Consider the following 25227-nt stretch of genomic DNA (forward strand, 5'->3'; position numbering starts at 1 on the left):
ACGGGGCAGGGCGGGCTGCGCGCGGTTTCGCTGCGCCGACAGCGTCTCAGCCGCGCAGGGCTTCGACCAGGCGTCGAGCCCGGGTGTCCTCCTCCAGCAACGCCCGGACCAGTTGATCAGGGCCCTGACCTGCGGCGTCAACCAGGTAGGCCTCGACCGCGCGCGGGTCGGCGGGCAGCGTCACCTCGCCGGATTCCAGCGCGGCGTGTGCCCTGGCGTAGTCGAGGCCGAGCCCGGCGAGCAGTTCGCCGGCGCCGCCTTCCTCCGCCGACTGCGGCTCGTGGCGGGCCACTTCGTGCACGGCCAGCAGGGCGAGCAGGACGTGTTCGGTGCCGGGCGTACGGCGGCCGAGGCGCTCGGCCTGCGCGTCGGCCTCCATCCGGATCCAGGCAGCCGGACCGGACGAGCCCGGCTGCAGCAGGCGCTTCCAGCGCGGGATCCGGTGGGTGCGGCGGGCCAGCAGCGCCTCCCGGGTGGGGACCAGCAGCGGGTCGAGGGCGCCCTGTCGCGCAGCGCCGTCCAGCAGGTCCAGGACGGCCCGCGGCGCGACGCCGGCCGCGCGCAGCAGCTCGGCGGCGCGGGTCCGGTCGTCGTGCCCGTCGGCGAGCAGGGCGCGCAGCAGGTGTACGGCGGTGCAGGCCGGTTCGCCGTCCCGGCGGGCCTGCCCGGTCGCGGTGGTGAGCGCCCGGGCGGCGGCCTCGCTCAGCAGCCGCCCGTCCTCCCCGGCGGTGCCGAGCACCTCCCGGGCGGGCACGGCGGCGGGCCCGTCGTCCGCCGTCCAGCGCCCCGCGCGCTCCCGGACCAGGGCGCGCAGGGTTTCCGCGCCCGCCCCGGCGGCGGCGAGGGCCGCACCGGCGGGGCCCGCCGCCCCGGCCACGGTGACCAGGAGGTGTTCCGTCCCCAGCCGCCCGTCACCCGGCTCGCCGAGCACGTGCCAGTCCGGCTCCGGCATGGTCGTTTCCATCGGCCCCTCCCACGACTGCGGCTTTACTCGAACTATAGGACTGCTTTTCCTTTTCTTGAGAGTCGACCGCGCGTCAAGAACGCGTCAGGACGGCGCCGCCGAGGCGCGGAAGACCGGGTACCCCACCGTTGTTGCCATCAGGTGCCATCGTGAGACCGCGCCCGCGAGAGGGGTGAGCACCATGGCCGACACGCTCCCCGGACCGGGCCGGGGCCCCGAGACGGAGGCGCCGCGCCTACCCCGGCCTCGCCGGGGTGCCCGCGGCCCTGCCGCCCGCCCTGCGCCACTGCAGCGGGCAGCGCACCGGCCTGCGCATCGTCGAGGTGGTGCCCGGCGCGCCCGCCGACCGCGCCGGGCTGCCCGAGGGCGACCTGCTGCTCACCTCCGCCGGCGAGCCGATGGGCAGTGCCCAGGCTCTCCAGTGCCTGATGCCGGCGGACGCGATCGGCCGCCCGCTCCCCCTCACCGTCCTGCGCGGCGAGGCCCTGGTCGACGTGCTCGCCGTCCCGGCGGAGCTGCCCTCCGACGACTGACCCTGGGCTTTCGCTGCTACGCCCCGGCCCCACGCCGCATCACCCAGAGCGCCGGCCCGCCCTCCGGCAGCCGGACCTCCTCCAGCACCTCGAAACCGAAGTGCCGGTAGACCGCCAGGTTCGCCTCCTTGGAGGACTCCAGGTAGACCGGCAGCCCGGCCGCGTCGGCCTTGGCCAGCCCCGAGCGCAGCAACGCGGCGCCCTGCCCCTGACCCTGGGCCGCCGGGTCGGCGCCGATGACCGCCAGGTACCAGTGCGGCTCCTTCGGCACGTCGGCGGCGGCCGCCTCGACGGAGCGCCGGAACGGCTCGGCCCGGTCGCCGAGGAGCTCCGCCAGTTCGGCGAGCGTCCGCGCGTCCGGGACGGCCTTGTCCTGCGCCTGCGGCGGGACCCAGAAGGCGGCCGCGTTCGCGGTCCGCTCGCACACCCCGTGGCGGCCGTACTGCCGGGTGAACAGCGTGGTGAAGTAACCGTCCAGCCCCGCCTGCCGGGTGGCCGGGTCGGGAAAGAACCAGCACATCATCGGGTCGTCGGCGAAGGCCAGGGCCAGCGATCGGCTGATGGACGACGCGTCATCGAGGGTCGCTGCCTGCGGCACGTTGGTCATCTGCATACGGACATCCTGCGCGCCCTTATCTCCGGCGCCTCGGGCAGGGGCATCAGGGCCTGACACCCCGTCATGGCAACGTCGGTTCCATCGGCCGGGAGCGCAACGCGCGCGTGCAGGCGGGCCGGGTGCATCCGCGCCGCGGACTACCGCTTCGCCGCGAGGAGTTCGGGCGCCGGTCCGAACGAGAGGTGCCGACGGGCGCGGCGGTGCGCCGACTCCAGCCGGTGCAGGTCGTGGAGCAGTTCGGGCACCGGGACGGTCAGCACCGGGCAACCTGCCCTCCGGGCGCAGTAGCCGGGCACCGAGCGCCGCAGCCGGCGGCGCAGCGGGCCGCCGCTGCGCCCGAGGACCAGCAGGTCGTCCGGCCGGTCGGCGATGTGCACCAGGGCCGGTCCGGTCTCGCCGCGGATGACCACGGAGCGCAGGGGCACGCCGGGGTCGGCGCCACCGAAGGCCGCGTCGAGGGCGTCCCACAGTCGCTGTTCGGCGGATTCCCGGACGGCGGCGAGCAGCGGCGGACAGGGCGAGCGCCGGTAGCCGTGTTCGCCGCCGGGCGGCTCCCAGGCGAGCACCGGCACCAGGACGGCGCCGCGGTCGCGGGCCTCGGAGAGGCCGCGGTGCAGTGCCGCCAGGCTCTCCAGCGACCCGCTGACCCCGACCACGATCCTGGGTTCCGCGCCGCCTGCGTGCCGCCCGTTGCCGTGCATGATCCGTCCTCGTGTGGTCGCGTTCGCCGTCGCCCTCCACCCAACCGCCTCCACGGGGGCCGGCCTGCTGTCCTTGACGGCTTCCTGACGTTCCGGGCGGTGTTCCCAACGCTCTCCATACGCGGCCCGCGGGCTCTCCGACCCACCCGGGACTCACCCGTTCGACCCAATCAACAGGCACCCGTTCGGCCCAATCAACAGGCGGAAGATCACCGCAGAATGGGTGAATGAAGACGGCCCGCCGGGAATCGACGCACCCGACGGGTAGTTCGATGTCGAACTTTCTAGGGAGCGCGGGCTTGTACTACAGCAGCGGCAACTACGAGGCGTTCGCCCGGCCGAGGAAGCCCGAGGGAGCCGAACGCAAGCGGGCGTGGTTCGTGGGGTCGGGGCTCGCCGCGCTGGCCGGGGCGGCGTTCCTGGTCCGGGACGGGCAGGTGCCCGGCGAGCGGGTCACGATCCTGGAGCGGCTGACGCTGGCCGGCGGCGCGCTGGACGGGATCAAGGAGCCCGAGAAGGGCTTCGTGGTCCGCGGCGGGCGCGAGCTGGAGGACCACATGGAGTGCCTGTGGGACCTCTTCCGCTCGGTGCCGTCGCTGGAGGTCGAGGGCGCGTCCGTGCTGGACGAGTTCTACTGGCTCAACAAGGACGACCCGAACTTCTCGCTCCAGCGGGTCACCGAGCGCCGCGGCCAGGACGCCCGCACCGACGGCCTGTTCGCGCTCGACGACAAGGCACAGAAGGACCTGGTCCGCGTCTTCCTCGCCACCCGCGAGGAGCTGGAGGGCAAGCGGATCGACGAGGTCTTCTCGCGGAACTTCCTGGACAGCAACTTCTGGCTTTACTGGCGCACCATGTTCGCCTTCGAGGAGTGGCACGGCGCGCTGGAGATGAAGCTCTACCTGCACCGCTTCATCCACCACATCGGCGGCCTGCCGGACCTGTCCGCGCTGAAGTTCACCAAGTACAACCAGTACGAGTCCATGGTCCTGCCGCTGACCCACTGGCTGATGGACCAGGGCGTGCAGTTCCGCTACGAGGTCGAGGTCACCGACATCGACTTCGACATCTCCCCCGCCACCCGGAACGCCCCCGGCCGCAAGCAGGCCACCCGGATCCACTGGCGGGAGGCCGGCCAGGAGGGCGGGGTGGACCTCGGCCCGGACGACCTGGTGTTCACCACCATCGGCTCGCTCACCGAGAACTCCGACAACGGCGACCAGCACACCCCGGCCCGGCTGCACGAGGGGCCGGCCCCGGCCTGGGACCTGTGGCGCCGGATCGCCACCAAGGACCCGGCGTTCGGCCGCCCCGAGGTGTTCTGCGGCAACATCGCCGAGAGCAAGTGGGAGTCGGCGACCGTCACCACCCTGGACGCGCGCATCCCGCACCACATCCAGAAGGTCGCCAAGCGCGACCCGTTCAGCGGCGGCGTGGTCACCGGCGGCATCGTCACCGCCCGGGACTCCTCGTGGCTGCTGAGCTGGACGGTCAACCGCCAGCCGCACTTCAAGCACCAGCCCGCCGACCAGATCGTGGTCTGGGTCTACTCGCTGTTCGTCGACCGCCCCGGCGACTACGTGAACAAGCCGATGCAGGAGTGCACCGGCGAGGAGATCACCCAGGAGTGGCTGTACCACCTGGGCGTGCCGGTCGAGGAGATCCCCGAGCTGGCCGCGCGGGCCGCCCGCTGCGTGCCGGTGATGATGCCGTACGTGACGTCCTTCTTCCTGCCCCGGCACGCGGGCGACCGGCCGGACGTGGTGCCCGAGGGCGCCGTCAACTTCGCCTTCATCGGCCAGTTCGCGGAGACCAGCCGGGACTGCATCTTCACCACCGAGTACTCGGTGCGCACCGGCATGGAGGCCGTCTACCGGCTGCTCGGTGTCGAGCGTGGCGTGCCCGAGGTGTTCAACTCCACCTACGACGTGCGCAAGCTGCTCGCCGCCACCACCCGGCTCCGCGACGGCGCCGAACTCGACCTGCCCGGGCCGGAGTTCCTGCGCAAGCGGCTGCTTCGCCGGCTGGAGGCCACCGAGATCGGCGAGCTGATGCAGGAGTTCGGCCTGATCGAGGACGAGCGGAAGTAGCCGCCGGGCACGGACTCGGGCGGCGGGCGGGCCCCGGGGCGCGCGGGAGGTCGAGCGGATCGACCGTCCCGCCACCCGGGGCCCGCCCGTTCCCGCGCACGCCCGTCGCCCGAGGGCAGTGGCACAAAGCATTAATGGTGCTATCGTCAGTAGCACCATGTTGCTGAAGCTGGACATCGGGGACACCCGACCGCTGCACGAACAGGTCGCCGGCGCGATCAGACGGGCCGTCGCCGAGGGCGAGTGCGCCCCCGGGGACAAGCTGCCTCCGGCCCGGGAGCTCTCCCGGGCACTGGGCGTGAACACCAACACCGTCCTGCGCGGGCTGCGCACGCTGCGCGACGAGGGGGTGCTGGAGTTCCGCCGGGGCCGCGGCATCACGATCGCGACCGGCGCCGACACCCGCTCCGAACTGGTCGAGCGGGTACGGAAGCTGGTCGAGGACGCGGCCCGGGCCGGCTACGGCAGGAACGATCTCGTGGACATGATCAGGGGGATGTCGTGACGGACGAGAAGACACCGACGGAGCGGACCACGGCCGAGCATCCGGCACCTCGCGGTGCCGTCTGGGCCGCGGCGGCCTGGTCGGTCGGCGTGCTGGCACTGCTGGTCGCCCTGCCGCTGACGGCGCGCCACCGGCTGCCCGACCCGCTGGCCACCCACTGGGGCGGACGGGAGCCGAACGGCTCGATGTCGCTGGCGGCGGCCGCGCTGGTCCCGGCCGCGTTCTGGGCGGTCCTGGTGCTCACCGCGGTGGCCCTGCGGCGGTACTGGGCAGGCCGGACGCCCGGGGCCGCGGCGGCCACGCTGGCGGCCGGCGGCGTGCTGCTGACGGGCGCGCAGACCTCCATCGTGCACGCCAACCTGGACCGCGTCCGCTGGCAGGACGCCGCGCCGATGGGCATCGAGGTGGTCCTGATCCTGCTGGCCACCGGCCTCGCCGGACTGCTGACCTGGCTGGCGAGCCGCCGCTACGGCGGCCGGCCCGAGCCGCGCCCGGCGGCCGGGGCGCCCGCGCTGGAGGTGCCGCCGGGCGAGCAGGTCGTCTGGCTGTCCCAGGCCGCCAACCCGTGGCTGCAACTGGCCGCGGCGGTGCTCGGACTGCTCGCGGTGACGGGGGTGCTGGTCGTCGCGAGCGGGGTCGCCGAGCTGGACTGGGCGCTGGTGCTGCCGTTCGCCGTCGCCTCCCTCGCGTCCCTCGCCAGCTCCTCGGTGCGGGCGCGGGTGACCGCCCGCGGCCTGACCATCGGCTTCGGCCCGTTCGGCCGGCCCGCCCGTCACTGGTCCCCCGCCGAGCTCGACTCCGCGCGCGCCGAGCAGCGCACCGCCGCGCAGACGGGCGGCTGGGGCTACCGGATCAACGGGCTCGGCACCACCGTGATGCTGCGCCGGGGCGTCTGCCTGGTGGTCCGCACCCGCCGGGGCGCGGACTTCGCGGTCAGCGTCGACGATGCCGAGCGCGGGGCGGCCCTGCTCAACGCACTGATCGCGCGCACCCGGCAGCCCACCGACTGAACCGTTTCCGCGGGCGGGGGACGAGGCGGCCCGGTCACCACGACCGGGCCGCCTCCACCACTGCCAGGGGGCGCCCGGTGAGCACCAAGCGGTCACCGAGGGCGCAACCCGCGCAAATCGGTGGTGCTTCGAACGCCAATGCGGGTACACAAGTTGACGGCCGCTCAGGCGTGCGGCGAAGCCCGTCCGACACCGCCCCACCCCTTCCCCCGCGGCCGGAGGACCAGCGGGCCGACGCGCCCGCACGAAAGGCAAGGAGGCGTCCGTGACTCACGACTCGCGCACGCAGAACTCCCCCGGCATCCGACGGAGCATCCAGGACGTTCGGACCATCGCGATCCTGCGCCTCGGCGTCGGCCTGATCGGCATCCTGCTGCCGCCGGCCCTGCCGTTCGGCAACTGGCTGTCCGCCGAGGTGATGGGGCGCAGCACCGACGGCTTCTGGCCGGGCTCGATGAGCGCCTCGTACTACACCGGCAGCCGGAACCTCTTCGTCGGCGGGCTGTGCGCCCTCGGGGTGTTCCTGATCTGCTACCGCTTCGACCGCCGGGACGACCGCTGGAGCACGGCGGCCGGGTTCTTCGCGCTCGGGGTCGCGCTGTGCCCGACGTCCCCGGTGGGCGGGTCCGGCGTCCAGCGCACCGTCGGGGCGTTCCACCTGGCCTTCGCGGGCCTGCTGTTCGTCATGCTGGCGCTGTTCTGCCTCTACTCCTTCCGCAACTCCCGCTCCACCCAGCCGGCCCGGGTGGGCAGGGCCTACCTGGTGGCCGGGGTGCTGATCCTGGTCGCCCTGGCACTCTCCGTCCTGGCCGGGGTGACGGGCGTCGGCTCCGGCTGGTCGGTGCGGCCGCTGTACCTGTGCGAGTGGCTGGCGACGTGGGCCTTCGGCATGGCCTGGATCGGCGCCGCGCTCGAACTCGCGGCGCACGGCCGGGCGGGGTCCGACACCATCGCGATTCCCCGCCAGCCGGGTGCCGCCGCGCTCGAACCGAGGCACCCGGAGGCCCAGGCCTGAGGGTCTGTCATCTCGTCGTACCGGGCGACCGTTACCATGCGCACCACGGACCGCCACGCCGGCGGCCTGTGACGGATGCCCAGCAACGGGAGAACGAGCATGGCGAACGAGATCCGGGCGGAGCACGGTCCGCGCGAGGATTACCCATCGGTGGACCTCCGGATGGACGTTCCGCACTCCGCCCGGGTCTACGACTACCTCATCGGCGGCAAGACCAACTTCGAGGCGGACCGGGTCGCGGCGCACGCCTCGGTGCAGGCCTGGCCGTCGCTGCCGATCTCGATGCGCACCACCCGCGACTTCATGCAGCGCTCGGTGCGCCACCTCGCGGAGCAGTACGGTGTGCGGCAGTTCCTCGACATCGGCACCGGCATCCCGACCTCGCCGAACGTGCACGAGATCGCCCAGGCGATCGCCCCCGAGGCCCGGGTCGCGTACGTGGACAACGACCCGATCGTGCTGACCCACGCCCGGGCCCTGATGGACAGCACGCCCGAGGGCCGTACCTGTTACGTGGCCGCCGACTTCCGCGACCCGGAGTCGATCATCGACAACCCCCGGCTGCGCGAGGTGCTCGACCTCTCGCAGCCGGTGGCGCTGTCGCTGATCGCGATCGTCCACTTCGTGCTGGACGAGGACGACCCGCAGGGCATCGTGCGCCGCTTCATGGACGCCCTGGCGCCCGGCAGCTTCCTCGCCCTGACGGTCTTCACCGGTGACACCGACCCGGTGGGCGTCGGCGGCGTCGGCCGCGAGTACAACGCGCGCGGCATCCCGCTCCAGATCCGTGACAAGGCCGAGACGGAGGCCTTCTTCGACGGTTACGAGCTGCTCGACCCGGGTGTCACGCTGGTGCACCACTGGCGGCCGGACGCCGGTGCCGCGCCCGTCCGCGACCAGGACATCGCGATGTACGCGGGCGTGGCGATCAAGCGCTGAACGCGGGCGCTTTCGCGGTCAAGCGCTGAATCGTTCCTCCCGGCGGGCCCGGTCAACCGGACACGGAGACCAGGCCCGCCTCGTACGCCAGGATGACCAGCTGCACCCGGTCGCGGGCGTCGAGCTTGGCCAGCAGCCGGGTCATGTAGGTCTTGACGGTCGCGATGCTGAGCACCAGTTCGGCGGCGATCTCGGTGTTGGACAGGCCCCGGCCGACCAGGGTGAGGATCTCCCGTTCGCGCTCGGTGATCCCCGCCGGCCGCCGCTCGGCGGCGGTTTGCCCGGCCGGGGCGTCCTGAGCGGCCCGCGCGAACGCCGGCTGCGGCGGGCGGCCTCCGACGAACGCCCCGATCAGCCGCCGGGTGACGCTCGGCGCGATCAGCGCGTCCCCGGCGGCGACCACCCGCACCGCGCCGAGGATGTCGTCCAGCGCCATGTCCTTGACCAGGAAGCCCGACGCCCCCGCGTGCAGCGCCGCGTACACGTGCTCGTCCTCGTCGAAGGTGGTGAGCACCACCACCCTGGTCGGCCCGCCGTCGGCGGTCACCAGCCGGGTGGCCTCGATGCCGTCGATGTCTGGCATCCGGATGTCCATCACCACGACGTCCGGCCGCAGTTCGGCGGCCAGCCGGACGGCCTCCGCCCCGGTGCCCGCCTCGCCGACCACCTCGACGTCCGCCGTCTCCGCGATCACCATCTCCAGCGCGGCGCGCACCAGCGGCTGGTCATCGGCCAACAGCACCCGGATCACGCGCCCGCCTCCGCACCCGACGGTCCCGGCGCCGAGCCGGAACCGGACACCGGCACCGGCAGCCGGGCGGCCACCCGGAAACCGCCCCCGGGCAGCGGCCCGGCCTCGAACCCGCCGCGCAGCAGGGCGACCCGCTCCCGCAGCCCGGCCAGCCCGAACCCACCGCCGGGCCCCTGGCCCCGGCCCCGCCCCCGGTCGGTGACCTCGACGGACAGCTCCCCCGCCGTCCGGTGGTCCACCACGACCACGCAGGCGCCGGCGTCCGCGTGCCGCACCACGTTGGTGACCGACTCCTGGACGATCCGGAAGGCCGCGAGGTCGACCTCCGGCGGCAGCGGCCCCGGCTCGCCGTGCCGCCGGACCTCCACCCGCACCCCCGCGGCGGTGGTCGCCCCGGCCAGCCGGTCGAGGTCGGCCAGGCCCTGGGGCACCGTGGCCGTGGCCTCGCCGTCGGCCCGGCGCAGCGCGACCAGCATCCGGCGCAGCGCCGCCAGGGTGTCCCGCCCGGCGGCCTCGATCTCGCCCAGCGCCTGCTTGGCCCGCTCCGGCCGACGGTCGATCACGCGGCGGGCGGCGCCGGCCTGGAGGGCGACGATGCCGAGGCTGTGCGCGACGGTGTCGTGCATCTCGCGGGCGATCCGCAGCCGTTCGGCGGTGACCGCCTCCTCGGCGGCCCGGGCGCCGAGCGCCTCGGCGTGTTCCCGGTTCTGCCGCGCCGAACGGCCGACCAGCCAGGCGACCAGCGCGAGCAGCGCGGCGCCGTCGGCCGAGCCGATGTGGGTGCCGGTGAAGATGCCCACCGTGTTGCCGCGCACCAGGCCGATGTGCAGCACCAGGAAGGCCATGACCAGGGCGAACGCGGCCCGGGAGCTGCGCCGCGACCGGGTCGCGGTGATCAGGCAGAGCGCGGTGTCCACCGCGAGCAGCGCGCCGGGCGGCACCTGGGCGCCGCCGGCCCAGCCGTCGGTCTCGGTGAACGCGGCGACCAGCAGCAGGGCGACGGAGAGCACCGGAAGCCGTCGCACCAGCGCCGCGCCCGCGAAGGCCACCACCGTGTCGGCCAGGGTGAACGCCCAGCCGCCGTGCGCGGCGGCGCCGGGGTGCTGTGCGGCGTCGCCGCCGAGCCGGACAGCAGGGTAGCCGGCGGCCACGCACCAGGCGAGGCCGACCCAGACCTCGGGCGGGACGCGCCGGAGCAGCGGCGGGGAGGGGGACGAGGGCATGGTTCGAGATCGTAACGACGGTCCGCGACGCCGTCATCCAACCGTGGTTGTACGGCCACGGGTGACCAGCACTGTCGACGCCGGTCCGATGCGGCCGGCCGGCTCCCCCGGGCACCGTGGGACGCATGATCGAAGTCACCGAGCTGACGAAGCGCTACGGCCGCGGCAAGCGGGTCCGCACCGCCGTCGACCGCCTCTCCTTCACCGTCCGGCCCGGCCGGGTCACCGGCTTCCTCGGCCCCAACGGCGCGGGCAAGTCCACCACCCTGCGGCTGGTCCTCGGCCTCAACACCCCCACCGAAGGCACCGTCACCGTGGCCGGGGTGCCCTTCGCCAGCCGACCGCGCGGCCTGCGCCACGCCGGCGCGCTGCTCGACGCGGGCGACGCGCACGGCGGGCGCACCGGCCGGGCCCAGCTGCGGGCGCTGGCCCGCGCCAACGCGATCCCGGCCGCGCGGGTCGAGCAGGTGCTGCACGAGGTCGGGCTCGCCGAAGCGGCCGGGCGCCGGATCCGCGGCTACTCGCTGGGCATGAAGCAGCGGCTCGGCATCGCCGGCGCGCTGCTCGGCGACCCGCCGGTGCTGCTCTTCGACGAGCCGCTGAACGGGCTGGACCCGGAGGGCGTGCTCTGGGTGCGCGGGCTGTTCCGGCGGCTCGCCGCCGAGGGGCGCACGGTCTTCGTCTCCAGTCACATGATGGCCGAGATGGAACACACCGCCGACCACCTGGTGGTGATCGGACGCGGCCGGCTGCTCGCCGACGAGAGCCTCACCGCGTTCGCCGCCCGGACCGGCCGGGCCACCGTCACCGTCCGGGCCGCCGAACCCGACCGGCTGGCGGCCGTGTTGACGGCGGCCGGCGCGGCCGTTCGGCCCGGCCCGGACGGCGCCCTCGCGGTGACCGGACTGGACGCCACCCGGATCGGCGAACTCGCCCTGGAACAGCGCCTGTTGCTGCACGCCCTGACCACCCGGGGCGCCTCCCTGGAGGAGGCGTTCATGGACCTGACCGCCGACAGCGTCGAGTACCCCGCCGGAGCGCCCCGTTGAACACCGCGTCGAGCACCACGCCCGCCCACACCCGCGCCGAGCCGCGCGCCCGCTTCGGCGACCTGCTGGCCGCCGAGTGGATCAAGTTCTGGTCGCTGCGCTCGATCTCCTGGGTGCTCGGTCTCAGCGCCCTGGCGATCGTCGCCGCCAACCTGAAGTCCGCCCTGTACACCCGCGACCACTACACGCCGGGCGAGGGCGACCCGGCGGTCATGGCGCAGGTGGCGCTGAACGACGCGTTCAACCTCGCCTCCGCCGACATCCTGATGCTGGTCGCGGGCGGCCTCGGCGCGATCGTCATCGCGGGCGAGTACGCGACCGGGCTGATCCGCACGACGCTGGCGGCCGTGCCCGATCGCCGGGCGGTGATCGCCGCCAAGGCCTGCGTGCTGGCCGCCGTGCTGTTCGGCTACGGGGTGCTCACCGTCGGCGTCTCCTTCGGCGCGAGCCAGGCGATCCTGTCCGAGGCCGGCATCGGGCAGTCCGTCACCGACCCGACCGCGCTGCGGTACGTCGCGGCGGCGGTGCTGTTCGGCCCGGTCTGCGCGCTGGTCGGGCTCGGCCTCGGCACCCTGGTCCGGCACAGCGCGGGCGCCGTGGTGGGCACCGTCGTGGTGCTGTTCTTCGTCCCGTCGCTGGTCACCGAGCGCTACCGCTGGAGCGCCGACCTGCTGCACGCCCTGCCGCTGCCCGCCTGGCAGCGCCTGGCCCGGACCACCCTGGCGGGCCTGCGCCCGTCCGAGTATCCGGCCACCGTCGCAGGCTCCTGGGTCACCTTCGCGGTGTGGTCGCTGGCCTCGGTCGCCGTCGCGGCGGTCGCGGTCCACCGCCGCGACCACTGACGGCCCCGGGCAGGTGTTCAGGACGAAGGGGCTCAGAACGCCGCGATGCTCCCGGGCGCCCGCTCGGCCCGGCTGAGCGTGCGCAGCACCGCCGCCTGGCCGTGCCGCCGGACGGCCAGCCGGGCCAGCAGGCCGATCACCGACTCGGCGGTCTCCGGTGGGAGCTCGGGGCCCGGCACCCCGACGCTGACCGCCAGGTCGTCGCCGTGGACGGCCAGTTCCATCGTCCGGGTGGCCAGCAGGTCGTCGAGGGTGAGTGCCCACGGGCCCCAGAACGGCAGCCGGACCGGTCGGGTGCCGTCCGCCGCCGCCAGCGTGGCCGCGAGCTCCGGCAGCACGGCGGCGAGCCGGCGGTGCAGCGCGGCCGGCCCGTCGGCCGCGAAGGCCTCGCTGCCCTGCCGGATCCGCACGTTGACGTCCGCGTCGAGTGCGGCGCCGACCCAGAGCGACCGGGCGTAGTGGTCCAGCAGCCCGACCACCGGCTCCGCCGGTACGGCGGCGGCCGGCAGCTCCGCCACGCAGAGGACCTGGTAGGCCAGGTGCCCGGCCAGCCCGCCGACGCTCCACTGCGCCAGTGCGCTCGGCCGCCGCCAGGAGGCCGCCACCTCCGGGCGGCGCAGCAGGTCCTCGGCCGCGGCGGCGGCGGCCAGGAAGTCCGCCCGGGCGTCCGTCACGGCCCGTCCCCCACCCGCGGCCCGGCGGCCCGGAAACCGCCCCGGCCCGAGGCCATGTCGGCGGCCGCCACCAGCAGCGCCGCCAGCACCAGGCCGGCCGCGACCGTCACCCCCAGCTGGAAGGCCAGCGCCCAGTCCGGGCGGGGGCCGGCGGCATGGGCGAAGAACACCGAGCCGACGACGGCGATGCCCACCGCGGAGCCGACCCGCTGCGCGGTCTGCAGCACTCCGCCCGCACTGCCCGCCCGGGCCACCGGCACCTGCTGGAGGGTCAGTGTCTGGTTCGGGGCGACCACCAGTCCGCTGCCCACCCCGGCGACCAGCAGCGGCAGCGCCATCGTCCAGCCCACGTCGGGCCCGGACCACAGCTGCACCGCGAGCGTCGAGGCCAGCAGCCCGGCCAGCACCAGCACCAGCCCGGCCACCACCAGCCGCCGCCCCAGCCGGCTCACCAGGCTCCCGCCCACCGTCGCGGACACCGCCGAGCCGACCGCGAACGGCGTGATCGCCAGGCCCGCCGCCAGCGCCGAGTAGTGCAGGCCCACCTGGAGGTAGAGGGTGAAGATGAAGAAGATCGCGGTGAACCCGGCGAAGTACACCAGCGACAGCAGCGTCCCCGCCGCGTACGGGCGCACCGCGAACAGCGCCATGCTCACCAGCGGTTCGTGCCGCCGCCCGTAGTACAGCTCCCAGCCGACGAAGACGGCGAGCAGCACCGCCGCCAGCGCCAGCAGCAGCCATCGGGCCGAGTCGTGCCACTGCTGCGCCTGGACGAACGGCAGCAGCAGTGAGACCGTCCCGGCGCCGAGCAGCAGCACGCCGACCGGGTCGAAGTCCCGGTGCCCGGCCCGCTCGGCGGCGGGCGGGGGCGCCGGAAGCAGCCGGTAGGCGATCGGCAGCGCGGCGACGCCGATCGGCAGGTTGACCAGGAACACCCAGCGCCAGCCGTCCTGCGGGCCGACCAGGTGGATCAGCAGCCCGCCGAGCAGCGGTCCGACCGCGGTGGACAGCCCGATGGTCGTGCCCAGCACGCCGAAGGCCCGGCCGCGCTCGGCGCCCCGGAACAGCACCTGGATGAAGCCGGACACCTGCGGCACCAGCACCCCGCCGGCCGCGCCCTGGAACAGCCGGGCCAGCACCAGCCACTCCTGGCTCTGCGCCGCCCCGGCGAGCGCGCTGGCCGCGGTGAACAGGGCGAGCCCGACGAGGAAGACGGCCCGCCGGCTGCGCGCGTCGCCGAGCCGCCCGGCGGGCACCAGCACCAGGCCGAAGGCCAGCGCGTAGCCGCTGAGCACCCATTGCAGTCCGCTGTCGGACATGTGCAGCCCGGCCCGTACGGTCGGCAGGGCGACGTTGACGATGCTGACGTCCAACAGGGTCATGAAGCCGGCGACCAGGCAGACCCCGAGCGCCCGCCAGCGGCGGGCGGCGGCCCGGCCGCCCGCCGCGGTGGCGCCGGGCCGCGGCGGGTGCGCGGTGCCGCGCGGGGGGTCGGTGTTCAAGGGGAGCCTCTTCCCGGGGGCCGGGGCGTCCTGGTCGGCGATCCGCTCGGCCTCGTGGCCGAGGAGCGATCGTCGCTCCTCGGCCCATCGTCGCCCGGCCCACCCGGGGCCGCCACCCGGGGTGCGCCGGCGTGCTCGGCGGTCAGCGGGGCGAGGGCTGCCCCGGGCGGGTTTCGAGTGCGGTGCGGCGGGAGGAGAGGGTGATCACGGCGAGGCTGGCGAGCGCGAGGGCGGTCACCACGGCGAGCATCACGGTGTAGGAGGCCAGCGAGGAGAGCGCGGCCAGGATCGCGGGGAGCAGGAAGCCCGAGTAGCAGAGCGCGTAGTAGACGCCGGTGATGCCCGCCAGGTCGTCGGGGGTGACGATGCGCTGGATCTCCAGCAGCCCGGAGACCACCCCGATGCCGTAGGCGGCGCCGAGGAGGACCGCGCCGCACAGGCCGAGCAGCGGGGAGCGGACCGCCGCGTCGCCGGCGCAGACGGCCATGCCGCAGGCCATCAGCACCATGGAGACGATGACGCCGCGCGCCGAGGAGAGCGAGTCCAGGCGCTTGGCGAAGGGCTGGACGAGGGCACCGGTGCCGAGGGTGAGGACGGTGAGCAGGGTCGCGTAGGCCAGCGACCAGTCGCCGAGCCGGTCGCCGACCAGCTGCGGGGTCACCGCGTACGCGACGCCGGCCGAGCCGAACACCCACGGGGCCATCGGCAGGACCACCCGCACGAAGCGCCGGTGCCCGGCCGCCGGGACCTTGAGGTCGGCCCAGAGGCTGCGGACGGCGGCGGTGCGGGCCCGGGTCTCGACGGCCTTCGGGAGCAGGAACAGCGCGGGCAGGGTGACCAGCAGGTGGGCGAGGTACGGGGTGACCATCGGCCAGGGGCCCCACTGGGCGAGCGCGCCGGCCACCCCGGCGCCGAGCCCGAAGCCGAGGGTCAGGGCGAGGGAGGCGCGCCGGGCTCCGGCACCCGGGTCGGCGGCCGGGTCGTGCGGGGCCTGGGAGAGCTCCTTGACCCAGCTGGTGCCGACGGCCATCGCGATGCCGACGGCTATGCCGGTGAGGAACCGCCCGGCGTAGATGGGGAGTTCACCGGCCGCGCCGCCGCACAGCACCCCGCTGGCGGCGAGCGAGGCAGTCACCGCGCCGATCATCAGCGGGCGGCGCCCGTAGCGGTCCGAGGCGGCGCCGCCGACCAGCAGTCCGGGGACCAGCCCGAGGACGTACGCCCCCAGGAAGGCGTCCACGGTGACCTCCGAGTAGCCGCCGAGGTGGCGGTACATCAGCAGCAGCGGGGTGAACTGGTTGCCGCCCCAGCCGCAGCAGAGCATGGCGAGGGCCGCGAGCAGCCACGGCCGCCCCCGGCCGGACGGTGCGACGGGACCGGCGGACGGCGGCCGGGTGGTGCTCATGGTGGTGCTGCTCCTTGTCGGATGGTGGGGTCCCGGCGGTCCGTCGGGGGTGTGCGCGCGAACCGTCGGCGCGCGCCGAGGAGAGGTCAGCGGTCGGTGACGGCCCGGTGGGCGTCCAGGTGGGCGCGCAGGGCGACGGTGAAGCCCTCGGCGTCGCGGGCCGCGATCCGCTCGACCAGCACGGTGTGCTCCTCGACCAGCGGGGCCAGCCGCTCCGGCTGGACCTGCAGCAGCTGGACGGCCATCCGGCGCTGGCGGTCGCGCAGTGTCCCGTAGAACCGCTCGGCGAGCTCGTTGCCGGAGGCCGTCACGATGCCCCGGTGGAAGGCCTCGTCGGCGTCGGCGAAGGCGCCGAGGTCGGCCCGGCGGGCGGGTTCGCGCTGCTGGTCGATCAGTTCGGACAGCTGCCGCACCAGCGCGTCGAGGCCGTCGGGGCGGCGGGTGATCCGGCGTACGGCGGTGCTCTCCAGCGCCTCGCGCAGTTCCAGCACGTCCTCGGCCTCGCCGGGGCCGACCGGCACCACGACGGCTCCGCGCTTGGGGAAGAGCCGGAGCAGCCCCTCGGCCTGCAGCCGCAGGAAGGCCTCCCGGACCGGGGTGCGGCTGAGCGAGGTGCGTTCGGCGATCTCGCCCTCGCTGATCAGCGTCCCGCCGGGGAGGCCGCCGCCGAGGATGAGGTCCTTGGTCAGTTCGTACGCGCGGTCCGCGGCCGGGACGCGGGCAGGGGGCGGGGTGTCGGCCATGGAACACACCGTAGCACCATAGATGCAAGCTTAGATGCAACACCCCGCAGGGCCGTCCGCCGGTCCGGAGCATCGGTTTCGGTACTGCTCAGGGCCGGAAGAATGCGCTTTCTCAGCCCCTCCCGCAGGACCGAGGATGGGCGGGCCAGCCAGCCTGCCGGGAGGAAGCCTTGTCCCCTGTGTCGCCAGCCCTGCCGCCCGTCGATCCGGGCCTGCTGCCGCTCACCGCCGAGTTCCGCCCCGAGGGGCTGGCCGTCGGCGGCGTGCTCCTGGACGAGGCCGCCCGCCGGTACGGCACGCCGCTGTTCGTCTACGACGAGGAGCACCTGCGCCGGCGCTGCCGCGAGGCGGTGGCCGCCTTCGGCCGGGGCAACGTCGCCTACGCCTCCAAGGCCTTCCTGTGCACCGCGATGGCCCGCCTCGCCACCGAGGAGGGCCTGCTGCTGGACGTCGCCTCCGGCGGCGAGCTGCGCACCGCGCTGTACGCCGGGGTCGACCCGGACCGGATCGTGCTGCACGGCAACAACAAGGACGAGACCGAGCTGCGCACCGCGCTGACCGTCGGCCTGCGCCACATCGTGGTGGACAGCTTCGACGAGCTGGACCGGATCGAGCGGCTGCACCGCGAGGAGGGCCTGCCCCCGGCCCGGGTCCGGCTGCGGGTGGCGCCCGGGGTCGCGGCCGGCGCCCACCAGGCCATCCAGACCGGCGGCCACGACTCCAAGTTCGGCTTCGGCTTGGCCGACGGCGCCGCCGCGGCCGCGGTGCGCCGGGCCGCGGGCTCCGCCGCCGTACGGCTGGAAGGCGTCCACGCCCACGTCGGCTCCCAGGTGCTGGACCCGGCCGAGCTGGCCGACGGCGCCGCGGCGGTGGCCCGGTTCGCGGTGGAGCACGGCCTGCGCCGGCTGACCGTCGGCGGCGGCCTGGGCGTGGCCTACCTGAACGGGCAGAGCGCCCCCTCCTTCGCCGTCTGGGCCGAGCGGGTCCGCGCGGCCGTGCGCGGGGCCGGCTGGAGCGGCGAGGTGGACGTCGAGCCCGGCCGCTCGATCGCCGCCCGGGCCGGGCTGACCGTGTACCGGGTCGGCACCGTCAAGCGGATCGAGGGCGTGCGCACCTACGTCAGCGTGGACGGCGGGATGAGCGACAACCTGCGCCCCGCGCTGTACGGCGCCCGCTACGAGGCGTTCCTGCCCCGCTGCCCCGAGGCGCCCCGCCCGCGGCGTGCCCGGCTGGTCGGCAAGCACTGCGAGAGCGGCGACGTGATCATCGACGACGCCGCGCTCCCCGCCGACCTGCGGGTCGGCGACCTGCTGGCCACCCCGGTGACCGGCGCCTACGGCTACGCCATGGCGTCCAACTACAACAAGCTGCCGCGGCCCGCCGTGGTCTTCGTCCGGGACGGCGAGGCCCGCCTGGTGGTGCGCCGGGAGACCGAGCACGACCTGCTCCGGCTGGACGTGGCCGCCGACGGCGGCACCGGGGAGCCGGTGGCTGCGCAGCGGGCACTCGCCTCATAACCTGGGCCGATGCTGAACAGCGCCCGACTGCTCGTCCTCCTGGAGATCGCCCGCCGGGGCACCATCGTGGCCGCGGCGCAGGCCCTGCACCTGAGCCCGTCCGCCATCTCGCACCAGCTCGCCCGCCTGGAGCAGGAGCTGGGTGTCGCGCTGGTGGAACGGGCTCCGCAGTCCCTGCGACTGACGCCCGCGGGTGTCCGGCTGGCCGAGCACGCCCAGGCGATCGCCGACCTGATGGCCGTCGCGCAGGACGACCTGCGGGCGCACGCCCAGGGCGCGGCCGGCGTGCTGCGGATCGGTTTCTTCGCCTCCGCCGGGCTGGACCTGCTGCCCCGGGCGCTGGCCGCGTTCGCCGCCGGGAACCCGCAGGTGGAGCTGGAGCTCATCATGGGCCAGCCGCACGAGCTGGTCCCGGACCTGGAGGCCGGCCGGCTGGACGCGGCCGTGGTCTTCGAGCACCCGCTGGACCCGTGGTGCCGCCAGGCGGCGGTGGACGTGCGGATGTACTTCGAGGAGCCGCAGCTGGTCGTGGTGCCGCTGCGGCACCGGCTCGGGCGGCGCTCGGTGGTGCGGCTGGCCGAGCTGGAGGGCGAGAGCTGGATCGGCACCCACGGCGGCAGCACCGGCGAGCCGGTGCTCGAACGCGCCTGCGCGGCCGAGGGGTTCCGTCCCCGGGTGCGCTGCCGCAGCGACCACTACCAGGTGACCATCAACCTCGCGCGGGCCGGCATGGGCGTCGCGCTGATCCCGGCGCTCGGCCTGGCCGACAGCGCCGGGGTGCACGTCTGCCGGCTGGACCACCCCCAGCTGCACCGCCGGATCGGGGTGGCCACCCGGGCCACCAACCGCAACCCGGTGCTCCAGGCATTCCTTGCCGAACTCGGCGCCGCCGCCGGGGAGATCAGGTCCCTGCTCGACATGCAGTGGGCCTGATCCCCCCGGCTCGAAGCCGTCAGGCGGGCCGCTGGGCCCAGGCCGCGAGCGCCCGGCCGACGTCCCGGATGGCGTGCACGGCGGCCCGTTCGGTGCTGGGCCCGAGCGCCACGTCCCAGTGCGCGACGACCGCGTAGGCCACCCGGCGGGCGCCCACGATGACGCCCGCGTCGGCCCGTACCCCGGTGTCCGTACCGGTCTTGTTGGCCACCAGCAGGCGGCCGGGCAGCGGCTCGGGGAAACCGGGCGCGTACGGGTCGTGGTCGATCAGCGCGGGCACCAGGCCGTGGTCGGTGTTGGCGCGCATCCAGCCGAGCAGCCGGGCCGAGGCCGCCGGGGTGGCCATGGTGCCCTGGACCGCGAGGGCCACCAGGCGGGCCAGATCGCGGGCGGTGCCGGTGGCGAAGACCGGCGGGACGTCCGGCCCGCGCTCGTCGCGCACCCGGTCGTGCAGGGTGAGCCGTTCCAGGCCGAGGTCGCGCGCCAGCCGTGCGGCGGCCGGCAGACCGACCAGCCGCAGCAGCGCGTTGGTGGCGGTGTTGTCGCTGACCGCGGCGGTCAGCCAGGCCAGGTCCTCCACCGTCCAGCCCGGGCGGCTGAGCCGGCCCAGCAGGCCGGTGCCGCCGGTGACGTCCTCGGGAAGGATCGCCACCGGCTGCCCGGCCGTCAGTTCTCCGGTGTCCAGCCGCCGGGCGACCTCGGCCAGCAGCAGCAGCTTGGAGGCACTGGCGACGGGAAGCACGACGGTGTCGTCCACCCCGACCGCACCGCCGTCGGCGCCGGTGTGCGCGCCGGGGGCGTCCACGTCGACGGCGGCCACCGCGAGGGTCAGCGGGAGCGCCGCCGAGCTGCGCGCGGCGGCGGCCACCTGGGCGAGGCTCATCGGACCCGCACCACCTCTCCGGCCCGGATCGCGGTCGGCCGGCCGCCGCGCACCGCGACCCGCCCGGCCACCACGACGGTCTCCACGCCGACCGGCGGCAGCAGCGGCTGCTCGAAGGTCGCGCCGTCCAGGACGGCCGCCGGGTCCAGTACCACCAGGTCCGCGACGGCGCCGTCCCGGACCACGCCGCGCCCGATCAGCCCGAACCGCGCGGCGGGCAGGCCGGTCATCTTGTGCACCGCGAGCTCCAGCGGCAGCAGCCCGTGCTCGCGCCCGTAGTGGCCGAGCACCCGGGCGAAGCTGCCCGCCCAGCGGGGGTGCGGGCGGCCGGGTTTGGGCACACCGTCCGAGCCGATCATCGACAGCGGGCTGGCCAGCACCCGGCGGACGTCGTCCTCGCGCATCGAGTGGCTGATGATGGTCACCTCGCCCTGGGCCTCCAGCAGCAGGTCGCAGACGTAGTCCACCGGGTCGGTGCCGCGCTCGGCGGCCAGGTCGGCGATCCGGCGGCCCTCGGCGGCGCGGCCGGCCGGGGCGGCGGCCACCGAGATCAGGTCCCAGCCGCCGTTGCCGACGGTGTTCTCCCAGCCCTCGACGCCGTTCGCGATGTCCGCCCGGATCCGGTCCCGCACCTCCTTGCTGCGCAGCCGCTCCAGCAGGGCGGCCACCCCGCCCTCGCTGGTCCACGGCGGCAGCATCGCGTGCAGCACGGTGCTGCCGGCGGTGTACGGGTAGACGTCGCAGAGCACGTCCACGCCCTCGGCGCGGGCCCGTTCCAGCCGCGGCAGGGTGCGCAGGGTGGCGCCCCAGGCGTGCCGGCCGGCCGTCTTGTGGTGGGAGACCTGGAGCGGGGCGCCGGAGCGCACCGCGATCTCCAGCGCCTCCTCCAGGGCCTTCTCCACCTGGGACATCTCGTCGCGCAGGTGCGTCACGTACGGCTTGCCGTGCCGCGCGGCGACCTTCGCCAGGGCCACGATCTCCTCGGTGTCCGCGTAGACGCCGGGCGGGTAGATCAGTCCGGTGGAGAGCCCGGCCGCGCCCTGGGTCAGCGCCCGGTCGAGCAGCCCGCACATGGCGGCCAGCTCCTCGGGGGTGGGCGGGCGGTCCTCGAAGCCCATCACCCCGGCGCGCAGCGTGCCGTGGCCGACCAGCGAGGTGATGTGGTTGCGGCGCAGTTCGGGCCGCTGGCCGGCGGCGAAGGCGTCGAAGTCCTCGGCGGGCAGCACCGGCCCGAGGCCGAAGGAGACCCGCAGGTGCTCGGCCAGTTCGGGCAGCCGCTCGGGCAGCGCGGGGAACAGGCTGATCCCGCAGTTGCCGCTGATCTCGGTGGTGACGCCCTGGAGCAGCGGGGCGAGCCGCAGTTCGTCCAGGGCGTCGCCGTCGGTGTGGGTGCCGCCGCCGAACGGGGCGGCGAGCGCGTCCGAGTGGGTGTGGACGTCGATGAAACCGGGGGTGACGACCCGTCCGGTGACGTCCAGGGTCTCGGCCGCGGCCACGGTGGTGCCCGGCGGCAGTACGGTGACCCGGCCGGCCGCGACGGCGAGGTCGGCCGGGCGGGCGGGCGCCCCGGTGCCGTCCAGCAGGGTGGCGCCGCGCAGCAGCAGGTCGGCCGGGGTCGTGGTCACGTCCGCTCCCATCAGTCCCATCGCTCCCATCAGAGCACCGTCGAGAGGAAGGCCCGGGTGCGGTCGTGCCGCGGGGCGGTGAACACCTCGGCCGGGCTGCCGGCCTCCACGACGGCGCCCTGGTCCATGAAGACGACCCGGTCGGCGACCTCGCGGGCGAAGCCCATCTCGTGGGTGACGACGATCATCGTCATGCCGCTGCGGGCGAGGTCGCGCATCACGCCGAGCACCTCGCCGACCAGCTCGGGGTCGAGCGCGGAGGTGGGCTCGTCGAAGAGCATCATGGTCGGCTCCATGGCCAGCGCCCGGGCTATCGCCACCCGCTGCTGCTGGCCGCCGGAGAGCTGGCCCGGGTAGTGGTCGGCGCGGTCGGCCAGGCCGACCCGGGCGAGCAGTTCGCGGGCCCGGCGCTCGGCCTCCTCGCGCGGGCGGCGCTTGACCGCGACCGGGCCCTCCATCACGTTCTGGAGCGCAGTGCGGTGCGGGAAGAGGTGGAAGCGCTGGAAGACCATGCCGATCCGCTCGCGCTGGTGGCGGATGTCGCGCGGCCGGCGCTCGCGCAGCCTGCTGCCGCAGGCGCCGTGCGGCTCGTAGCCGACCAGTTCGCCGTCCACCTCGATCCGCCCGGCGTCGATCTTCTCCAGGTGGTTGAAGCAGCGCAGCAGCGTGGACTTGCCGGAGCCGGAGGGCCCGATCACACAGAGCACCTCCCCCGCCCGCACCTCCAGGTCGATGCCGCGCAGCACCTCCACGTCGCCAAAGCGCTTGCGCACCTTCCGGGCCGACAGGACCACCTCGGTGGCCGGCCCGCCCGGCTTGTCCAGGTCGATCGTCCTCATGCGCCCTCCCCCTTCTTCGTCGTCCGCTTCTGCGCTCCGCCGCGCCCGGGCCTCAGATTGGCCAGCACCCGGCGGTGCAGCGCCGGCGGGGCGCCGGCCGGGTTGAACCTCCGCTCCACCGCGTGCTGGGCGACGCTCGCGATGGTGGTGAGCACCAGGTACCAGATGGACGCGACGATCAGCAGCGCGATCACCTCGAAGTTGGCGAGGTAGAGGTGCTGAGAGACGGTCATCAGGTCGGCGCCGGCGATGACGGAGACCAGCGAGGTGGTCTTCAGCATCGAGATGAACTGGTTGCCGAACGGCGGGATGATCACCCGCATCGCCTGCGGCAGCACCACCCGGGTGAGGATCTGCCGGTTGGACATGCCCAGCGAGGCACCGGCCTCGCGCTGCCCGGGGTCGACGCTCTGGATGCCGGCCCGGACGATCTCGGACATGTAGGCGCCCTCGTTGATCGACAGGCCGAGCAGCGCCGCGACGAAGCCGGTGATCAGGGTGTTGGACTGCCAGCTGACCAGCTTGGGCCCGTCGAACGGGATGCCGATGCTGATCTCCGGGAAGAGCAGCGCCAGGTTGAACCAGAAGATCAGCTGGACCAGCAGCGGGGTGCCGCGGAAGAACCAGGTGTACGCGCCGGCGGTGGTCCGCAGCACCGGGCTGTCGGACAGCTGCATCACCGCCACCACCACGCCGATGACGATGCCCACCACCTGGGAGATCAGGGTGAGTTGGACCGTCACCCAGAGCCCTTCCAGGATCACGCCGTCGAACTGGTACTTCGCGACGATGTCCCAGTGCAGGTTGGGGTTGACGATGATGGTCCAGGCGAGCCAGACGGCGACGAAGGCGGCCGCCAGCACGGCGAACCAGCGCGCCGGGCGGGGCCGGCCGGTCACCTCGAAGGCCAGGTCGTCGTCGACGGGGCCGGCCGCGGCCGCTCGGGCTGCGGAGGCGGGCATCGGGGGGTCTGCGGGCGTCGCGGGGTCTCTCATGTCGGTGCTCATCTCGTCGGTGCCGCCGTTCTCACTGCGCCGCGTTGACGGTGGCTCGCTCCACCGCGCTGCCGCCGACCTGGTAGGTGTCCAGCACCTTGCGGTACTCGCCGCTCTCGATCAGCTCCTGGAGCGCCTTCTGCACCGCGTCGCGCAGCCCGGAGTCCTTCTTCGCCACCGCGATGCCCCACGGCGCCGTCCCGTACTGCTCCGGCAGCACCTCGTAGGAGCCGCTGCTCTGCACGAACATCTGCGCCACCGGGTAGTCCACGATCGTGGCCACGGCCCGCTCGCTGTCCAGCTGGAGCAGCCCGGTCGGGGCGTCCTCGCTCTGCGAGATCGCCATCTTGGTGGCGCACTTGGCGTTCTGCTGCTCGCCGATCTCCAGGTTGGAACTGCCCTTGGCGAGGACCACCTTCTTGCCGCAGAGGTCCTCGATGGACTTGATGCCCTCGGGGTTGCCCTTCTTCGTCATGATCACGCCGCCGGTGCGGAAGTAGTCCACGAAATCGACGGCCTGGCGGCGCTGCGCGCTGTCCGTCATGGAGGACATCACCAGGTCGTAGCGGCCGGCCTGGAGGCCGGGGATCAGGCCGTCGAAGGAGGAGTTGGCGAGCTCCAGCTTCAGGCCGAGCTTCCCGGCGACGGCGGCGGCGAGGTCCGGGTCGACCCCGGTCAGCTCGGTGGTCCCGGTCTTGTACATCTCCATCGGCGGGTAGCCGACGGAGGTGGCCACTCTGAGCACGCCGCTCTGCTTGTTCTTCTCCGGGAGCAGCTCGGCGGCGCTCTTCCCGGAGTTCTGCGCGGCCTGCGCCGCGCCGGCGGCCGGGGAGCCGCCCTGGTCGGAGCGCCCGCAGGCGGTGGCGGCCAGGACGACCAGGGACAGTGCGGCCAGACAGCGCAGGGAACGGGGGCGGTTCATCGGCTACTCCCTCGGGCGGTGACGGTGCGCCGATGCTGGCAGCCGAGTCCGGGTGAACGGAAGATGATGAAGCCATTGCTGCCTCACCAACGATTTTTGTACGGCTGGCCGCTCCGTCCCGCGGCCTTCCGGCGGTGCCGGGTCAGCCGGTGAGCCACGGGGCCTCGGGCAGCTTGGCGTCCGCCTGCCGCCCGGTGAAGTCGACGGTGGCCGGGGTGCCCAGCCCCGGCATCCGCATCGTCACCCGGCGCAGCCCGCCGTCGCCGTCGACCCAGTAGGTCAGCGGCGAGCGGGCGCCGTCGGGCGCGGCGCCCTGGGCGCGCGGACCGGCGAAGCGGTCGTAGCCCCGGCCGTCGATCCGGTCCCGGCCCAGCCAGCGGGCCCCGGACTGGGCGAGCAGCAGCGGGTTGTCGGGGCGGTCCGCGCCGAGCTGGACCAGCAGGTTCAGTCCGGCGTCCAGCGGGTCCGCCGTGTAGGTCCGCGGCGACCAGCCCTGGCGCGGGATGTGCTCGGCCTGCTGCCAGGCCGGGGCATCCGTGGCGGCGGTGCCGGCCGGGTCGGGGGCCAGTCCGAGGCCGCCGGTGTCCCAGACGATCAGGCCGTGGTCCAGCGGTCCGCTCGCGCCGGTGGTCCGGTAGCGGCCGACGCCCCGGTGGTTGCGGTAGTCGACGATCCCGTCGACCCGGATGGTCACGCCCCCGCCCTCGTCGGCCGTGAGCGTCACCGCCACCGGGCTCGCCTGGTAGAGGTTCAGGCGGGACAGGGCGAGGCGGCCCGCCTCGTCGGTGGTCACCGGGCGTTCGGTGGCCTCCTCGGAGACCGTCCGGTAGACGGCCACGCCGCCCGCCGCGGCGCCGCACACCACGAGTGCGATCACGGCCTTGAGCCAGCCGGCCCGGGCCCGGCGGGGCGCGCGGCCCTCGGCGTTCGTCTTGCGGGGCATGCAGCCGC

25 protein-coding genes are annotated in these 25227 nt (G+C 74.6%); 10 read left to right on the top strand and 15 right to left on the bottom strand.

Features of this window, described 5'->3' with window-relative positions:
- Positions 1-46 precede the first annotated feature (46 nt).
- Positions 47-964 carry a Clp protease N-terminal domain-containing protein gene (locus tag ACIRRH_RS16510; RefSeq protein WP_403067254.1) on the bottom strand — a complete coding sequence of 306 codons (918 nt, stop codon included), beginning with the start codon at positions 962-964 and terminating at the stop codon, positions 47-49.
- A gap of 254 nt (positions 965-1218) precedes the next feature.
- Here ACIRRH_RS16510 and ACIRRH_RS16515 point away from each other — a divergent pair, with 254 nt between their 5' ends.
- Positions 1219-1497 carry a PDZ domain-containing protein gene (locus ACIRRH_RS16515; protein ID WP_403067256.1) on the top strand — a complete coding sequence of 93 codons (279 nt, stop codon included), beginning with the start codon at positions 1219-1221 and terminating at the stop codon, positions 1495-1497.
- A gap of 16 nt (positions 1498-1513) precedes the next feature.
- Here the strand turns inward: ACIRRH_RS16515 and ACIRRH_RS16520 are convergent, their stop codons facing one another.
- The gene (locus ACIRRH_RS16520; protein ID WP_403067258.1) at positions 1514-2110 is read right to left on the bottom strand and encodes a GNAT family N-acetyltransferase; all 597 of its coding nucleotides are present in this window, start codon (positions 2108-2110) and stop codon (positions 1514-1516) included.
- Between the two features lie 140 nt (positions 2111-2250).
- Positions 2251-2814 (bottom strand): universal stress protein, encoded by a 564-nt coding sequence (locus ACIRRH_RS16525; protein WP_403067260.1) that lies wholly within the window; start codon positions 2812-2814, stop codon positions 2251-2253.
- 299 nt (positions 2815-3113) lie between these two features.
- Here ACIRRH_RS16525 and ACIRRH_RS16530 point away from each other — a divergent pair, with 299 nt between their 5' ends.
- The 5 genes from ACIRRH_RS16530 to ACIRRH_RS16550 all read left to right on the top strand — a co-directional run bounded on the left by ACIRRH_RS16530 (position 3114) and on the right by ACIRRH_RS16550 (position 8373).
- Positions 3114-4904, top strand: a complete 1791-nt coding sequence (locus ACIRRH_RS16530) for an oleate hydratase (protein WP_403067262.1) — start codon at positions 3114-3116, stop codon at positions 4902-4904.
- Positions 4905-5061: 157 nt separating this feature from the next.
- Entirely contained in the window at positions 5062-5409 is a 348-nt protein-coding gene (locus ACIRRH_RS16535; RefSeq protein ID WP_403067264.1) for a GntR family transcriptional regulator, read from the top strand.
- Positions 5406-6419, top strand: coding sequence for a DUF1648 domain-containing protein (locus tag ACIRRH_RS16540; RefSeq protein WP_403067266.1), 1014 nt, complete (start codon positions 5406-5408; stop codon positions 6417-6419). Before ACIRRH_RS16535 ends, ACIRRH_RS16540 begins: the two co-directional genes overlap by 4 nt.
- A 265-nt stretch (positions 6420-6684) precedes the next feature.
- On the top strand, positions 6685-7434 hold the full coding sequence (locus tag ACIRRH_RS16545; RefSeq protein ID WP_403067268.1) for a hypothetical protein: 750 nt from the start codon (positions 6685-6687) through the stop codon (positions 7432-7434).
- A 99-nt stretch (positions 7435-7533) separates the two neighbouring features.
- Positions 7534-8373: an SAM-dependent methyltransferase gene (locus ACIRRH_RS16550; protein ID WP_403067270.1), complete on the top strand. Its 840-nt coding sequence runs from the start codon at positions 7534-7536 to the stop codon at positions 8371-8373.
- A 52-nt stretch (positions 8374-8425) separates the two neighbouring features.
- Here ACIRRH_RS16550 and ACIRRH_RS16555 read toward each other — a convergent pair whose 3' ends face one another.
- Both ACIRRH_RS16555 and ACIRRH_RS16560 read right to left on the bottom strand, forming a co-directional pair.
- Positions 8426-9070: a response regulator gene (locus ACIRRH_RS16555; protein ID WP_403067427.1), complete on the bottom strand. Its 645-nt coding sequence runs from the start codon at positions 9068-9070 to the stop codon at positions 8426-8428.
- A gap of 50 nt (positions 9071-9120) precedes the next feature.
- The gene (locus ACIRRH_RS16560; RefSeq protein WP_403067272.1) at positions 9121-10347 is read right to left on the bottom strand and encodes a sensor histidine kinase; all 1227 of its coding nucleotides are present in this window, start codon (positions 10345-10347) and stop codon (positions 9121-9123) included.
- Between the two features lie 125 nt (positions 10348-10472).
- On the opposite strand from ACIRRH_RS16560, the gene ACIRRH_RS16565 reads away from it, so the two are divergent.
- Together ACIRRH_RS16565 and ACIRRH_RS16570 are read left to right on the top strand one after the other, a co-directional pair.
- Positions 10473-11396: an ATP-binding cassette domain-containing protein gene (locus tag ACIRRH_RS16565; protein ID WP_403067274.1), complete on the top strand. Its 924-nt coding sequence runs from the start codon at positions 10473-10475 to the stop codon at positions 11394-11396.
- On the top strand, positions 11393-12238 hold the full coding sequence (locus tag ACIRRH_RS16570) for an ABC transporter permease subunit (protein WP_403067276.1): 846 nt from the start codon (positions 11393-11395) through the stop codon (positions 12236-12238). Before ACIRRH_RS16565 ends, ACIRRH_RS16570 begins: the two co-directional genes overlap by 4 nt.
- 32 nt (positions 12239-12270) lie before the next feature.
- Here ACIRRH_RS16570 and ACIRRH_RS16575 read toward each other — a convergent pair whose 3' ends face one another.
- From ACIRRH_RS16575 to ACIRRH_RS16590, 4 genes are all read right to left on the bottom strand, one after another.
- The gene (locus ACIRRH_RS16575) at positions 12271-12912 is read right to left on the bottom strand and encodes a maleylpyruvate isomerase N-terminal domain-containing protein (protein ID WP_403067278.1); all 642 of its coding nucleotides are present in this window, start codon (positions 12910-12912) and stop codon (positions 12271-12273) included.
- Positions 12909-14294, bottom strand: coding sequence for an MFS transporter (locus ACIRRH_RS16580; protein WP_403067429.1), 1386 nt, complete (start codon positions 14292-14294; stop codon positions 12909-12911). Before ACIRRH_RS16580 ends, ACIRRH_RS16575 begins: the two co-directional genes overlap by 4 nt.
- A gap of 262 nt (positions 14295-14556) precedes the next feature.
- A complete protein-coding gene (locus ACIRRH_RS16585; RefSeq protein ID WP_403067280.1) occupies positions 14557-15819 on the bottom strand; it encodes an MFS transporter in 1263 nt (420 codons plus the stop codon).
- A gap of 86 nt (positions 15820-15905) precedes the next feature.
- Positions 15906-16562, bottom strand: coding sequence for a GntR family transcriptional regulator (locus ACIRRH_RS16590; protein ID WP_403067282.1), 657 nt, complete (start codon positions 16560-16562; stop codon positions 15906-15908).
- Between the two features lie 179 nt (positions 16563-16741).
- Here ACIRRH_RS16590 and lysA point away from each other — a divergent pair, with 179 nt between their 5' ends.
- Positions 16742-18079 carry a diaminopimelate decarboxylase gene (lysA, locus tag ACIRRH_RS16595; protein WP_403067284.1) on the top strand — a complete coding sequence of 446 codons (1338 nt, stop codon included), beginning with the start codon at positions 16742-16744 and terminating at the stop codon, positions 18077-18079.
- 9 nt (positions 18080-18088) lie between these two features.
- Complete coding sequence (locus ACIRRH_RS16600; protein WP_403067286.1) at positions 18089-19012, top strand: LysR family transcriptional regulator; 924 nt, start codon at positions 18089-18091, stop codon at positions 19010-19012.
- 19 nt (positions 19013-19031) lie between these two features.
- Here ACIRRH_RS16600 and ACIRRH_RS16605 read toward each other — a convergent pair whose 3' ends face one another.
- The 6 genes from ACIRRH_RS16605 to ACIRRH_RS16630 form a co-directional block, all read right to left on the bottom strand.
- Complete coding sequence (locus ACIRRH_RS16605) at positions 19032-19895, bottom strand: serine hydrolase (RefSeq protein WP_403067288.1); 864 nt, start codon at positions 19893-19895, stop codon at positions 19032-19034.
- Entirely contained in the window at positions 19892-21520 is a 1629-nt protein-coding gene (locus ACIRRH_RS16610; RefSeq protein ID WP_403067290.1) for an amidohydrolase family protein, read from the bottom strand. Before ACIRRH_RS16610 ends, ACIRRH_RS16605 begins: the two co-directional genes overlap by 4 nt.
- Positions 21521-21549: 29 nt before the next feature.
- Entirely contained in the window at positions 21550-22359 is an 810-nt protein-coding gene (locus ACIRRH_RS16615; RefSeq protein WP_403067292.1) for an amino acid ABC transporter ATP-binding protein, read from the bottom strand.
- Positions 22356-23354: an amino acid ABC transporter permease gene (locus tag ACIRRH_RS16620; RefSeq protein ID WP_403067294.1), complete on the bottom strand. Its 999-nt coding sequence runs from the start codon at positions 23352-23354 to the stop codon at positions 22356-22358. Before ACIRRH_RS16620 ends, ACIRRH_RS16615 begins: the two co-directional genes overlap by 4 nt.
- 31 nt (positions 23355-23385) lie before the next feature.
- The gene (locus ACIRRH_RS16625) at positions 23386-24276 is read right to left on the bottom strand and encodes an ABC transporter substrate-binding protein (protein WP_403067296.1); all 891 of its coding nucleotides are present in this window, start codon (positions 24274-24276) and stop codon (positions 23386-23388) included.
- 142 nt (positions 24277-24418) lie between these two features.
- The gene (locus ACIRRH_RS16630) at positions 24419-25219 is read right to left on the bottom strand and encodes a hypothetical protein (RefSeq protein WP_403067298.1); all 801 of its coding nucleotides are present in this window, start codon (positions 25217-25219) and stop codon (positions 24419-24421) included.
- Between the last annotated feature and the right edge of the window lie 8 nt (positions 25220-25227).

This window comes from Kitasatospora sp. NPDC101235 (genome assembly GCF_044767505.1).
In the GTDB taxonomy this organism is placed as follows: domain Bacteria; phylum Actinomycetota; class Actinomycetes; order Streptomycetales; family Streptomycetaceae; genus Kitasatospora.